The sequence below is a fragment of the Tunturiibacter empetritectus genome, assembly GCF_014201375.1.
Taxonomy (GTDB): Bacteria; Acidobacteriota; Terriglobia; order Terriglobales; family Acidobacteriaceae; genus Edaphobacter; species Edaphobacter lichenicola_D.
Window position 1 is genome coordinate 1361365 of sequence record NZ_JACHDZ010000001.1, and the last position, 12409, is coordinate 1373773.

11 protein-coding genes are annotated in these 12409 nt (G+C 59.0%); 5 read left to right on the forward strand and 6 right to left on the reverse strand.

The genetic code is table 11. The features are described 5' to 3' along the window. Positions 1–172 precede the first annotated feature (172 nt). Complete coding sequence (gene glgX / locus HDF10_RS05900) at positions 173–2308, forward strand: glycogen debranching protein GlgX (RefSeq protein ID WP_183811324.1); 2136 nt, start codon at positions 173–175, stop codon at positions 2306–2308. A gap of 2 nt (positions 2309–2310) precedes the next feature. Here glgX and HDF10_RS05905 read toward each other — a convergent pair whose 3' ends face one another. From HDF10_RS05905 to HDF10_RS05920, 4 genes are all read right to left on the reverse strand, one after another. Then, entirely contained in the window at positions 2311–6213 is a 3903-nt protein-coding gene (locus tag HDF10_RS05905; RefSeq protein ID WP_183811326.1) for an alpha-amylase family glycosyl hydrolase, read from the reverse strand. A 297-nt stretch (positions 6214–6510) separates the two neighbouring features. Further along, positions 6511–7392, reverse strand: coding sequence for an HvfC/BufC N-terminal domain-containing protein (locus HDF10_RS05910; protein WP_183811328.1), 882 nt, complete (start codon positions 7390–7392; stop codon positions 6511–6513). Further along, complete coding sequence (bufB, locus tag HDF10_RS05915; protein ID WP_260177628.1) at positions 7389–8282, reverse strand: MNIO family bufferin maturase; 894 nt, start codon at positions 8280–8282, stop codon at positions 7389–7391. The genes HDF10_RS05910 and bufB overlap by 4 nt, the downstream gene beginning before the upstream one ends. A 78-nt stretch (positions 8283–8360) precedes the next feature. Then, positions 8361–8645: a hypothetical protein gene (locus HDF10_RS05920; protein ID WP_179638355.1), complete on the reverse strand. Its 285-nt coding sequence runs from the start codon at positions 8643–8645 to the stop codon at positions 8361–8363. A 311-nt stretch (positions 8646–8956) separates the two neighbouring features. On the opposite strand from HDF10_RS05920, the gene HDF10_RS05925 reads away from it, so the two are divergent. From HDF10_RS05925 to HDF10_RS05940, 4 genes are all read left to right on the forward strand, one after another. After that, positions 8957–9535: a peroxiredoxin family protein gene (locus tag HDF10_RS05925; RefSeq protein WP_183811330.1), complete on the forward strand. Its 579-nt coding sequence runs from the start codon at positions 8957–8959 to the stop codon at positions 9533–9535. A 151-nt stretch (positions 9536–9686) separates the two neighbouring features. Continuing rightward, on the forward strand, positions 9687–10160 hold the full coding sequence (locus tag HDF10_RS05930) for a DoxX family protein (RefSeq protein WP_183811332.1): 474 nt from the start codon (positions 9687–9689) through the stop codon (positions 10158–10160). After that, positions 10157–10777: a sigma-70 family RNA polymerase sigma factor gene (locus tag HDF10_RS05935; RefSeq protein ID WP_183811334.1), complete on the forward strand. Its 621-nt coding sequence runs from the start codon at positions 10157–10159 to the stop codon at positions 10775–10777. Before HDF10_RS05930 ends, HDF10_RS05935 begins: the two co-directional genes overlap by 4 nt. After that, entirely contained in the window at positions 10768–11046 is a 279-nt protein-coding gene (locus tag HDF10_RS05940) for an anti-sigma factor family protein (protein ID WP_183811336.1), read from the forward strand. The genes HDF10_RS05935 and HDF10_RS05940 overlap by 10 nt, the downstream gene beginning before the upstream one ends. A 25-nt stretch (positions 11047–11071) precedes the next feature. Here the strand turns inward: HDF10_RS05940 and HDF10_RS05945 are convergent, their stop codons facing one another. Together HDF10_RS05945 and HDF10_RS05950 are read right to left on the reverse strand one after the other, a co-directional pair. Continuing rightward, positions 11072–11536, reverse strand: a complete 465-nt coding sequence (locus HDF10_RS05945) for a hypothetical protein (RefSeq protein ID WP_260177629.1) — start codon at positions 11534–11536, stop codon at positions 11072–11074. Positions 11537–11623: 87 nt separating this feature from the next. Then, entirely contained in the window at positions 11624–12376 is a 753-nt protein-coding gene (locus HDF10_RS05950) for a 4'-phosphopantetheinyl transferase family protein (protein ID WP_183811338.1), read from the reverse strand. Positions 12377–12409 lie beyond the last annotated feature (33 nt).

The window sequence follows — 12409 nt, forward strand, 5'->3', positions numbered from 1 at the left end:
CGAGCGTGCCATAGAGAGTGGGTTTTAGTACGGAGTCCGCGTTTGATGTCGTTCCGATGCTTTTCGGAGGAGATCTGAGTTGCGTTCAAAGTCGGATGGTTGTTTGAAGGAGAATCTGATTTTTGAGAATATTCCTCGTAACTACGGATCGCTCGTTGCATCGAAAGGTGATATGAAACGCACACTTCTTCCTGGTCGACCGTATCCGCTTGGCGCGACTGTATCGAGCAAAGGTACAAACTTTGCTATTTTTTCAGAGGGTGCGACCCGGGTTGATCTTTGCTTCTTCGACGCGTTGGGCAGACAGACCGATTGCGTGACTTTGCGGGAACGAACCGCGTACGTGTGGCATGGGTTGGTTCGCGATATCAAAGCGGGGCAGTTTTATGGCTACCGGATCGATGGGCCGTGGGAGCCGGAGCGGGGTCATCGCTTCAATCCGAACAAGCTGCTGGTCGATCCGTATGCTGAGGCGCTCTCGGGAAAGGTTGATTGGAAGAAGCCGATCTTCGCGCATGACGTGGCTTCCGGAGACGATCTGAAGATGGATACGCAGGACAGCGCGGACGGAGTTCCGAAGTGCGTTGTGGTTGACAGCAAGTTTGATTGGGGAGATGACTGCAGACCGGAGACTCCACTTGCTGACTCAGTGATCTACGAGATGCATGTGAAGGGCTTCAGCATTCGAAACCCCAGGGTTCCAGAGAAGCTTCGCGGAACCTACGCGGGGCTCGCGTGCGAGCCAGGCATCAACTATTTGAAGAAGCTTGGAGTGACGGCGGTGGAGTTGTTGCCGATTCATCACTTCATCGACGAGGGACCCCTGGTGGATAGGGGACTGGTGGACTACTGGGGGTATAACACGCTCGGGTACTTTGCGCCGATGTCCCGCTACAGCTCGTGTGGGGATACGGGCGGCCAGGTCAACGAGTTTAAACACATGGTGAAGGCGCTGCACGCGGCTGGCATCGAGGTGATCCTTGACGTGGTTTACAACCACACCTGCGAGGGCAATCAGCTTGGTCCGACTTTGTGCTGGAAGGGAGTTTGTAACACGACCTATTACAGAGTGAACGAGGAGAATCCTCGTTACTACGTGGACTACACAGGGACGGGGAATACGCTGAACGTGCGAAATCCGCAGGTGCTAAAGATGCTGATGGATTCGCTACGCTACTGGGTTACGGAGATGCACGTGGATGGTTTTCGCTTTGATCTTGCGGCTACCCTTGCGCGTGAACTCCACGACGTCAGCCGGCTTTCGTCGTTCTTCGACACGATTCACCAAGACCCTATTCTTGCAGATGTGAAGCTCATCGCAGAGCCTTGGGATGTTGGCGAAGGAGGTTACCAGGTCGGGCAGTTTCCTGTTCTTTGGGCGGAGTGGAATGGGAAGTATCGCGATACTGTGCGGCGTTTTTGGAAGGGTGACGGAGGCCAGCTCTCGGATCTTGGAAACCGTCTCACCGGATCAAGTGATCTCTATCAGTACGACGGGCGGAAGCCGTACGCGAGCATCAATTTCATTACAGCGCACGATGGATTTACCCTATGCGATCTGGTGAGCTACAACCAGAAGCACAACGAAGCCAATGGGGAGAACAACAAGGATGGCTCGGACAGCAATGATTCCTGGAATATGGGTGCGGAGGGGCCCACGGACGACGAGAAGGTCAACCTGTTGCGCGAGAGGCAGATGAGAAATTTTCTGGCTACGCTGATGCTCTCGCAGGGCGTGCCTATGCTGAATGGAGGCGACGAGATTTCGCGGTCGCAGAGGGGTAACAATAACTGCTACTGCCAGGACAACGAGCTAACGTGGCATGACTGGGATCTGGATGAACCGCGCAAACGGGTACGCGACTTTACGAGTCAACTGATCCACTTTCGTTTGAATCATCCGAATCTGCATCGGCGCAAATTTTTTCAGGACCGCGAGATTCGCAGGAAGGGCGAGGACCTGATCATCAAGGATGTCGCCTGGTTTAGTACCGACGGGAAACAGGTTCCCGACGAGGTTTGGAATACGGAGTGGAACCGATCGGTGGCGGTTCTGCTGAATGGCCAGACTCTGCAGGTGACCGATGAGGATGGTATGCCGGTTATCGACGATAGTTTCTTTCTGGTTGTGAACGCTGCGCAGGATGGCGTCGAGTATGTGCTGCCGGAATCGCCTTCAGGGAAGCCTTGGTGCCAGGTGATCGATACGGAGAACATCGAAAACCCTTTTACCCATTCAGAGGTTGAAGAGAAGATTATCGTTGGAGGGCGTGCTCTGAAGCTGTTCAGCGATGGGTCGATCTCTTAGGGTCAGAGTTTGGGGATGGTTGGCTTGACCGGTTTCTCCGGGGCTGACGTTGCTTTGGGGGCGGGTGGGGCTTGCGGTGCTGGCGTTGCCTTCGGTGCTGGAGTTGCTTGCGGTGCTGGCGTTGCCTTCGGTGCTGGAGTTGCTTGCGGTGCTGGCGTTGCCTTCGGTGCTGGAGTTGCTTTCGGAACGCGTGTTTCTTTCGGCGCGAGGGCGGGTGTTAGTTCAGGGGCGCTGGCTGGTTCTTCCTCTTTGATTGTGGATGGTTCGGGAGCGAGATAGAGACCCAGGTTGTAGCCAGACTTTTGTGCGAACTGGCAGGCCTTCAGGACAGTCGCCTCGAGCTTCGTGATCGAGTCCGCGTCTGTCGGCGATTGCTCTGCAGCTTTGAGGAGCGCTGGGAGTTGGAGCCAGCCGAGCAGCTCTTCAAAGCCTTCTTTGTTGAAGTAGGTGGCGCCGGAGGACTCGTTGACTCCGGCGAGCCAGCGAACGTCGGGGTCGGACCAGAGCTTTTCGGTTCTGGTGGCTGCTGGGGAGGTTTCGGTTTGAGAGAGCAGGATTCGTACGCGGGCAGCGGCGCGCCAGGTGTTTTCTCCCTCCATTCCGATGGCAGTGAATGTTTCTGAGAGAGCAGAGCGCAACTGGAGTTTGTCGAAGAGGTCGGCTTGATCCTGATGGGGAAGACTACGCAGAGTGATCCAGGCCAGAACAGGAGCCCAGAGTTGTTCTGTTGGAAGCGCGGCTTTGCTGACGGGTAGAAAGTTGGTGACAGTAGGCGGCAGGGTGGTGGAAAAGTTTTTGGAGATAGCGATGAGATGGGTGGCCGCTTTGGCCATCGACTCGCATAGGGTGAGGTAGGTTGGGGCAGATGGAGTGGTGGACGACTCGGCTGCGGCGGGTGGGCTCGATGGCGCGGTGGTTTCTGCGATAGTTTCTCCGAACTCGGCGGGCTGGGCTTGGAGGACTTTTTCGAAGAAGCGCTGACTGCATTTTAGGAATGGCTGAAGACGAGGATCCAACGCGAGATGGTCGGTTGGTGTGGGAGTGGGGCTGGTGGCTTTGGCTGCGGGTAACGTCGCGGAGGGCGATGTGGCTTGTGCGGCTGCCAGCTCCGCTGCGACGGTTGCGAAGGCGCGGATGTGGTTTTCGCTGAGGGCCTGTCGGAAGGCTTCGTGCAGCGGGCGGAGGCGAAGTTTGGAGAGAGCCTCTTCGACGCTGTAGACGCCGGCTCCGTTGAGTGCGTCGAAGAGCTGGTCCCAGGGTTGTTCGGCGGTGGCGTGGAGCTCGCGCCAGTTGATGAGGACGGCGTATTGGTAGCCGCGCAGATCGACGGAGAGGCCGGTGTGGTGGAGATCGGTGCTGCGGCAGAGATATTCGAGGCCGTGGGCGGTGTCGCGATAGGCGAAGAAGGTGAAGTAGTTGTAGGGGAGATCGAGTCCTTCGGAGAGGCTTCGCTGGCGGAGGTGGCCGGTGGCCTTGTCGACCGAGGCGGCGGAGAAGTGAATGGTGCCGCGGGTGCTTCCGTAGCTGTTGTTGTAAAGGATGACGGCGCGCTGGCCATGAGAGCGGTTGGAGTAGGCGAAGACGTTTTCGTCGACGGTGCCGTGGTCGGTCCAGAAGTCGTAGAGGACGAAGTTGGTACTTTCGGCGAAGAGCTGGCGATTTTTGAGCAGAGGCGCGATCTCGTGCTGGTGGCGGGCTACGAGACTTTCGTTGGGCCACTCTTCCATCTTTGCCTGCTTGAACTCCATGCCGTAGCGCTCGGTATAGCCTTCGATCTGTCCGTGGCCGAACATTGGCAGGCCGGGGAGGGTGGCGAGGAGGGTGCAGACGCCGAAGTACTTGTCTCCGGAGCCGAACTGGTCGATGGCGGTGCGTTCGTCGGGATTGCTCATGAAGCTGACGTAGCGTTTGAGGATGTCGGGGTCGAACTCGATGGTTTTTTTGAGGTAGGAGCGATATTTGGCGTTCTCTTCGTCGCGCAGCATGTTCATGAAGGCGCTGTTGTAGACGCGATGCATGCCGAGGGTGCGGACGAAGTAGCCTTCGAGGAGCCAGAAGGCTTCGGCGAGGAGGAGGGTGCCGGGGACCTCGGCGGCTACGCGGTCGACAACCTCGCGCCAGAACTCGAAGGGCATGAGGGAGTCGAACTCCTCCTGGGTCATCGCGTTTTCTGCGCGTGAGGGGATGGAGCCACCGGTGCCGGGGAGGGGGAACCAGAGACGCTGGACGTGGCGCTTGGCGAGGACCATGGCGGCGTCGAAGCGGATGATAGGGAAGAGGCGGGCGACGTGGAGGATGACCTGGATGACGTGCTCGCGGACGGCGGCTTTGGAGTAGTCGAGTTGGGCGGTGTCGTTCCAGGCGAAGGTGGTGCCGTCGTTGCCGTGGTACATGTAGCGGGTGGTGCCGTCGCGGTGGTGGCGGAGGCGGAAGACGACGGCGGCGTCGGACTGGTCGTAGTAGTGGTCTTCGATTTTTATCTCGACGCGGCTGTCGGTGGAGAGGTCGGGGCCTTCGAAGCGATAGACGGGGAAGGGACTCTCCCAGCGGTAGAGGAACCAGTCGGGGTTTTCGATGACCCAGTTGGAGTCGATGCCCATGTGGTTGGGGACCATGTCGCTGGCGAGGCGGATGCCTGCCCGGGCGGCGCGGTCGCGGAGGTTTTGGTAGGCGTGGTTGCCGCCGAGGTCGTCTGCGATCTGGTACTCCTTGAGGGAGTAGGCGGAGGCGACGGCGTCGTGATGGCCGCGGAGACGCTTGATGGTGCGGGAGGCGACGCTGCGCTCCCAGAGGCCGATGAGCCAGAGGCCGGTGATGCCGCGGTCGGCGAGCAGGCGCAGCTCTTCGTCGGGGATCTGGTCGAGACGGTGGATGTGGCGGAGGTATTTTTTGGATAGCTGCTCGAGCCAGACGTAGGTGCTCTTGGCCATGAGGACGACGGTTGGCATCCAGGCCTGATCGGCGCTGAAGGCTTCGTACTCGTTGAGGGGAGCCTGGTAGTCGTGGCCGTAGCGGCGGCGGCGGACGCCGTCGGGGCCGGTGAAGTACTCCTCTTCAAAGCCGATGTATTCGTCGCCGACGAAGCCTTCGCCTCCGCGGCCAGGGGCTCCGTGGCGGTACTGGTCGGGGCCGGGTGGGTGGAAGCGCAACCAGATCGCCAGGTCTTCTTCGCGGAGGACATCGATGGCGAGGAGGACGCGGCGGAGGTCTTCGCCGAGATATTTGGTCCAGTTCTCGCGGATGTAATCGAGCTGGCCGGTGAGGGAGTCTGGCGAGGCGAGCAGGGGAGCGCGGAGGGCGTCGAGGAGGCTTCCGACCTCGGGCGAGATGGGGGGGCGGGTAAGGAAGTAGTCGGGGAAGGTAGAGGTGATGGTTTGATAGATCGTCTGCTGTTTGAGGGGAGTGTCCTCAAAGAGCTCGCGGAAGGGGGTGAAGGCTGGGTTGATGTTGGCGAGCCAGAGGAGGAGGAGCTCTTCGAAGGCTGCTTCGCGATTGGGCAGGCCGTCGGTGGTGCCGTTGAGCCACTGGGCTGCGGTGAGCTCGCCGCGATAGACGGCAACTGTGGGGAACTGTTCCGTGAAGTTGAGCAGAAGGCGTTCGATTTCTGCAGGTTTTGCGCGGCCGGTGAACCAGCGTACGGCTTCGGCGAAGACTGCGGGATCGATTTCTTTGCGATAACGGGCGATCATCGCGTGGTTGAGTTCGTCGATCAGGCCCATGGCGAAGAGAGCGCCGGCGTTGACGACTTTTGGGGATTCAGCGTTTTGTGCGCGGTAGTCCTGAAGCTGCGTGGCCAGGTTCCGGCTTGCCGCGACGTTGGCAAAGACGATGTTGCCGGTGTAGCTGAAGAGCAGATCGTTCAGATTCAGTTTTTCTCGGAGAGCGCGGGAGATATGAAATTCCATGCAGAGGTCCCCTTACAGATTCGTGGTCGCGCTCCGGCCCTGACGGACCGGTTTTGTGTTGCCTGGAAGGAACTATGGCTGGCGAAGACAAGCCTGTCTCATCGGAAGCCAGCTGGGTTGAAATGGATGCCTCGTCAACTCTTGCTATAGGATGACAGCCCTCCGGAGGCGTCGCAACTGAGGCGCTTCGCCGATGCTGAATTTCAGCATCTGTATGATACCCGCTCGATGCCGACTGTCGAGGGCGCGAGCGAATGACGGGGAATTGGAAGAGTTTCCGGCGTGGAAGAGGGAGGGTCAGATTTCGTGCGGCTTGCAGAACCAGCCTAGCTCGGCGGCGTGGGCGAAGCACTCCTGAATCTTCGCGGCCTGCTCCTCGGCGGAGAGGGAGCTTCCGCTGAAGGCGGCTTCAAGTGCCTGGCCGAGCAGGTTGCCGCTCTGAAGAGCGAAGAGGAGGCGGTAGGCCTCGGGATCGATGCGCCGGTAGTAGACGGAGTTCTCGTAGCGGTGGACAGCGAGATGGATCTGCGAGCGGCGCATGGCGGGGAGGCGGGTTCGCTTTGCCTGCTTGCGCTCGGTGACGGCGTTGCTCATGATGTCGCTGGGTGCGGTCTGGCGGTGGACGGCCAGGACGAGTTCGTCGACGGGATAGCGGAGGTCGAGCAGTTGGAGATGAGGTTGAAGGAAGAGGGGCGATGCTGCGCCGAGGTCGCCGAAGTCGGCGGCAGTGAGCGGGGCAAGGTCGGCTCCGTCGAAGGCCTCCACGTAAGCCCATTCGAGGCGGGCGACGTCGAGGAGGAGGGCATGACGCCGGGGTGAGAACTCGGGGTGCGATTCGAGCCACTTGGGGAGTTTGGAGCCGAGGTTGCGCAGGGTGAAGGAGGTCGATGGATTCTCGCGGAGATAGGCGAGGACCATGCTGTCGAACTTTTTCGCACCTAGGACAGCACCGACGGCGGGGAAGTCCTCCGAGACGGCTCCGATGACGCGGAACCAATATTGCCGGTTGTAGATTTCGAGGCGATCAAAGGAGGAGAGGCGGTCGTTTGGCTTGATGTAGCTGCTGGCGAGTTCGTGAGTCGAGCGCCCATTCGAGGTTGCCAATTGCATCTGAAAGTCGGGTGTTAGAGGACGCATTACGTCTTCGGCCATGCGGCGTTGCAGTTCGAGGAGGTTCACGAGTGCACGACCTCTCGGGCGCTTTCCTGAACCGCGCTGTTGGATGGGATGAGAACTTCCGTTGGCGTCAGATACTGCGTCGCCTTGAGGGCTTCAGAGTGAACTTCGTCGAAGGACGGGATGTTGTCGTCCCACTCGAGCAGGGTTGCGGTGGGGCCTACGCGCTCGATGGCTCGTGCGTAGAGATGCCAGACGGAGTCGAGCACGGGATGATCGTGGGTGTCGAGGATGTACTTTTCGAACTTCGAGTGTCCGGCGATGTGGATCTGAGCGACGCGCTCGGCGGGGACGCTGTTGACGTAGTCGAAGGGGTTGAAGCCGTGGTTCTGCGAGGAGACGTAGATGTTGTTGACGTCGAGCAGGATGCCGCAGTCGGCGGCTTCGACGACTTCATTGAGGAACTCCCACTCGGTCATCTGGGACTCGTGAAACTCGGCGTAGCTGCTGACGTTTTCGACGGCGATGGGGATCTCGAGGAAGTCCTGGACCTCGCGAATGCGGGCGGCCGTGGCCTTGACCGCTTCGAAAGTGTAGGGCATAGGGAGGAGGTCGTGGGTGTAACGTCCGTCGACGCTGCCCCAGCAGAGGTGATCGGAGAGCCAGGGAGTTTTGGTGCGGCGGGTGAGGGTCTTGAGGCGCTTGAGGTGTTCGCGGTCGGCGGGCTGGGTGGAGCCGAAGTACATGGAGACGCCGTGCTGGACGACGCGGTAGCGTTCAAGGATCTGATCGAGGACCTTGAGAGCGCGACCGCCGTCGACCATGTAGTTTTCGGAGATGATTTCGAACCAGTCGACGACGGGCTTTTCGGCGAAGATGTGGTCGTAGTGCGGGACGCGAAGGCCGATCCCTACGCCGTAGTCGCTGAAACCGTTGAAGCGATTGGCTGGCATGTCTCCCCTTTTGTTAAAGAATGGTGAAGATGTCTGGAGGCTTGAAGAGACGACCAAGCCTCCAGACAGGGGAGGTGCTTAGGCGAGCGAGGGCTTGGAGCCGTCGGTGGCGCATCCGCCCTTGCCTTTGCAGTCATTCTTGCCGGGGTGCTTGCCGCCGCCCTGACCCTTACAGTCGTTCTTGCCCTTGCAGGAGTGCTTCGGGAGATCGGGCTTGTCCTGGGCGATGAGGACGCCGGCGTGAACGGTGGTCGTGGGGGTGTTGTTGGCTGGCGCGGTCTGGGCATTCATACGGACAGCGGTGCCGCCCAACAGGCCTGCGAACGCGGCGGCCAAAGCGAGAGATTGTGCTGAATTCTTCATAGTGATGAGCCTTTCCTGGGTTGAGCCGCACGCGAGAACGCGCCGGACGTGGATGGTGGCTACGCGGATCGTAGCAAGAAGTTAACGGCGAAACTCCCTACTTCGGATTGCATTCGCGGCAAGGATAGTTCGACGTTTATTCCCTGCCGCTGAGTTCGACTACGTCAAGGCACAAAGGTTACAGGTACGGCAGAACATCGGAAGGCTATCACTTCTGTAACCTTTTGGCTTGGGGCTACTCAAACCGGGACACGTTGGATAAATCCATGGCGACGAGGCCGGAGTTATGGCGCGTTTGCCGGAGTTGAAGAATGATCGCGAAGAAATTCCTGGTATGGGCTTTAGGCGTCCTGATGATGGGTTTTGCGCCGTTGGTGACTGCGGAGACGCCGGAGGTTGGACAGAAGGCGCCGGAGTTCCACCTGTCGACTCCGGATGGGCACACTTTGAGTCTGTCGGAGTTTAGCGCGAAGGGGACCGTGGTGCTGGTCGTGCTTCGGGGATTTCCCGGCTACCAGTGCCCGTACTGCCAGAAGCAGGTGCATGACTTTGTGACGAACGGCGAGAAATTTGTGACGGCAGGCGCCGAGGTGATTCTGGTCTATCCTGGACCTCCTGCGGATCTCGATCAACATGCGAAGGAGTTCCTGACGAAGCAGAATCCGTTGCCGGGGAATGTGCACCTGGTCATCGATCCCGACTACGCTTTCACGAATCAGTACGGGCTTCGCTGGGATGCGCCGCATGAGACTGCTTATCCGTCTACTTTTTTGATCGACCGCGAGGGCACAGTCTTCTTCAGGAAGGTGAGTCACGAGCATGGTGACAGAGCGACCGCGGCGGATGTTCTTAGTGAACTTGAGCGTGATAGAGCAGCGCACGCACACTAGTTTTCTGTTGACGTCTGCGGGGGCTGTAACCAATTCCATGGTGGTGGTTCTAAGTAGATGCAGGTCCCAACAGGTTCCTGGCCGAGCCTGCCTCAGTCCGGGGCCTGCGTAAGATTTTATTCCGCTCGATGCAGTGGAGAAGAGGGTTGTGATGAAAAAACTGCTTGAGCTTTATGCGAAATTTGCAACACTGGCTTCTTATCTCCAGTCCCCATTTCTTCTTGTGGTGCGGCTCTACTGGGGATGGCAGCTGGTCCAGAGCGGGTGGGGGAAGCTGCATCATCTGGATAAGATCACCGCTTTTTTTACGAGTCTGAATATTCCGTTTCCTGCTTTGAACGCTCCGTTTGTCTCCGGGCTGGAGTTTGTCGGCGGTCTTCTGTTGATTGTGGGGCTTGGATCGCGTCTGATCGGATTGATGCTGACGGTGAATATGCTAGTGGCGTACTGGACTGCAGATCGAGAGGCGCTCTTTGCCGTATTCTCGGATCCGGGCAAGTTCTATAACGCCGATCCGTACACGTTTCTATTCGCGGCTGCGATGGTTCTGGTGTTTGGGGCGGGGTTGTTCTCTGTCGATGCGTTGTTGAAGAGGCGTTATCGAGGATGGATCGAGAAGCAATGACTGCAACCTCCGAGAACAGGAATGAAGCTCAAATGATCGCCTCCATCCTTGCAGGCAATACGCACGAGTTTCATGATCTGATCCAGCCATATGAGCGAAGCGTCTACAGCATGGCGCTGTCGATGTTGCAGAACGAGGCGGATGCGGAGGACGCGGCGCAGGAGGCGTTTCTCAAGGCGTTCCGCAGTCTGGAGAAGTTTCGCGGCGAGGCGAAGTTCAGCACGTGGCTGATCAGCATTACTCTGAATGAGGCTCGGAGCCGGCTGCGGCGGAAGAAGACCGCGAAGACGGAGTCGCTGGATGAGTTGAATGAAGGCGGGCATGTGTCGCCGGCGCTGCTGCGAGACTGGCGGGAGATTCCCTCCGAGGCCTTGGAGCGGCAGGAGGTACGGCTAATGCTCCAGGATGCGATTGGCGATCTGCCGTTGATCTATCGCGAGGTTTTTGTGCTGCGTGATATGGAGGATTTGAGCGTCAACCAGTCGGCGGAGGCGCTTGGCATCAGTGTTGCAGCAGCAAAGGTGAGATTGCACCGGGCACGGCTGATGCTGCAGAAGCGGCTGGCTCCGCAGTTGAAACAGGTGATGCCGAAGCGGAGGTGGTTCCCATGGTTCTAGAGTGCAAGCATGTGTGGGAGCATATCTCGGGCTATCTGGATGGGACTCTGGATGCGGCGGTGTTGGAGGATGTGCAGAAGCATCTGGAGCACTGCGAGATCTGTTCGGCGATTCTGGATTCGACGCGCAATATTCTGATCCTGACTGCCGATGAGCGGGTGTTTGAGCTGCCGCTGGGTTTTAGCGAGCGGCTTCATGCGAGGCTGGAGGCGGAGATGCAGGGATTCTCGTATAAACCTCGCGGGAGTGTGGAAGAGAGCGATGGCTGAAGGGTTCGGCAATAGCTGGAGGAGTCTAACCGGCGTGGTGCATCATGATATGGAGGATGCTCTCGGCTGCGACCAGGAGCAGGGTGATGAGGGCGAGCGCGATCTGGAAGAACTCCGATCGACGCTGGCTGGGTGTGGCGGGCTGGATGCGCCACTGCGACGAAGGGCGGGCGCGCAGGGAGCGAATGCGCCAGAGGACGTAGAGGTTGATGAGGGAGCCGAGGGTGGCGAAGATCATCATGGGGATTCGGATGGCGTCTCGATGGAAGCCGGTGGGAGGCGGGTGAATGCCGAAGGATGCCGAGGCCAGGGCGCCGAGGCCTATGGCAACGCGGACTCCGCTGAGGGCGATGACGGCGGTGCAGGCGCTCTGCAGCACGATGAATACGAGGCTGGTGGCGGTGACGAGCCAGGTTTTTCTGCTTTCTGGAGTTAGCGCAGCGGGTGGTAAGGCGGGCGTAACGACAGGGGAGCGTGTTTGTAGGGCCATCTGTTCCTCAAGGTATAGACGTAACAGACGGGTTGTCGAGGGGATGGGAGATCTTGTTGGCCGCTTTTTGCGGGAGTTCGGGACGGTTCACCAGGGATGGCTCAGGGGAAAGATGAGTTGTCGCAGGGGTAATTCAGGCGACTCGAATGATATTGCTGCGGCGGCTTCGATGTTCAGGGTCAAATCGCTGACGAAGAACAACTTCCCTTGATCGTCTGTGGATTGGCCGATACGAACGGGGTGCAGGTGTACTGATTCCAAGGATATGTCGAAGGACGCGAGGGAGGCGATGAGTCCGCGGCCGTCTGCTTTGAGAACTGCTTCCTTCCGGGTCCAGTAACGATAGAAGGTCTTGATGCGAGAGTGGGGATCGGCGATCGCTGCCAGGTACTGGTTTTCGCCTGACGTGAAGTTGTACTGGGCAACCTCCATGATGTCGGTCGAGCGGTCGAAGTACTCCACATCCACTCCGACGGCGCCGGTGCGGGTAAGCGCAATGAGGATGGTGTCTTCGGAGTGAGCTACGTTGAAGGCGATGCTGTCTCCGTTGATGGGAGAGAGTTCAGGTTTTCCATGAACTCCGGTCGAGATTGGCAGAGAGCGGGGGTCCAGGCCGGAGGCGTTTCCGAGAAGGATTCTCAGGCATGCTCGTCCAATGGAGAAGTGGTCCTGCACCCGTCCGGGCCGGCAACGGTTTGCATGGAGTTGTTCGGGTGGAGTGAGAAGCGGGGCGAAGCGGTCGTGCAGCCCCGTGGCACCGGCCAGATCGATCCGCCAGAGCTGCACTTCGCCGGTCTCGAGTGGCGGAAGGATATCGACCTGTTTCCAATCACTCGACATAAGAGACAACCGGGGGCGCGATGCAACTGTACT

Excerpts from the sequence above, each read along its gene's own strand:
- glgX (WP_183811324.1), top strand. The coding sequence starts at position 173 with ATGAAACGCACACTTCTTCCTGGTCGACCGTATCCGCTTGGCGCGACT.
- HDF10_RS05905 (WP_183811326.1), bottom strand. The coding sequence starts at position 6,213 with ATGGAATTTCATATCTCCCGCGCTCTCCGAGAAAAACTGAATCTGAAC.
- bufB (WP_260177628.1), bottom strand. The coding sequence starts at position 8,282 with ATGCCAGCCAATCGCTTCAACGGTTTCAGCGACTACGGCGTAGGGATC.
- HDF10_RS05920 (WP_179638355.1), bottom strand. The coding sequence starts at position 8,645 with ATGAAGAATTCAGCACAATCTCTCGCTTTGGCCGCCGCGTTCGCAGGC.
- HDF10_RS05925 (WP_183811330.1), top strand. The coding sequence starts at position 8,957 with ATGATCGCGAAGAAATTCCTGGTATGGGCTTTAGGCGTCCTGATGATG.
- HDF10_RS05930 (WP_183811332.1), top strand. The coding sequence starts at position 9,687 with ATGAAAAAACTGCTTGAGCTTTATGCGAAATTTGCAACACTGGCTTCT.
- HDF10_RS05935 (WP_183811334.1), top strand. The coding sequence starts at position 10,157 with ATGACTGCAACCTCCGAGAACAGGAATGAAGCTCAAATGATCGCCTCC.
- HDF10_RS05940 (WP_183811336.1), top strand. The coding sequence starts at position 10,768 with ATGGTTCTAGAGTGCAAGCATGTGTGGGAGCATATCTCGGGCTATCTG.
- HDF10_RS05945 (WP_260177629.1), bottom strand. The coding sequence starts at position 11,536 with ATGGCCCTACAAACACGCTCCCCTGTCGTTACGCCCGCCTTACCACCC.
- HDF10_RS05950 (WP_183811338.1), bottom strand. The coding sequence starts at position 12,376 with ATGTCGAGTGATTGGAAACAGGTCGATATCCTTCCGCCACTCGAGACC.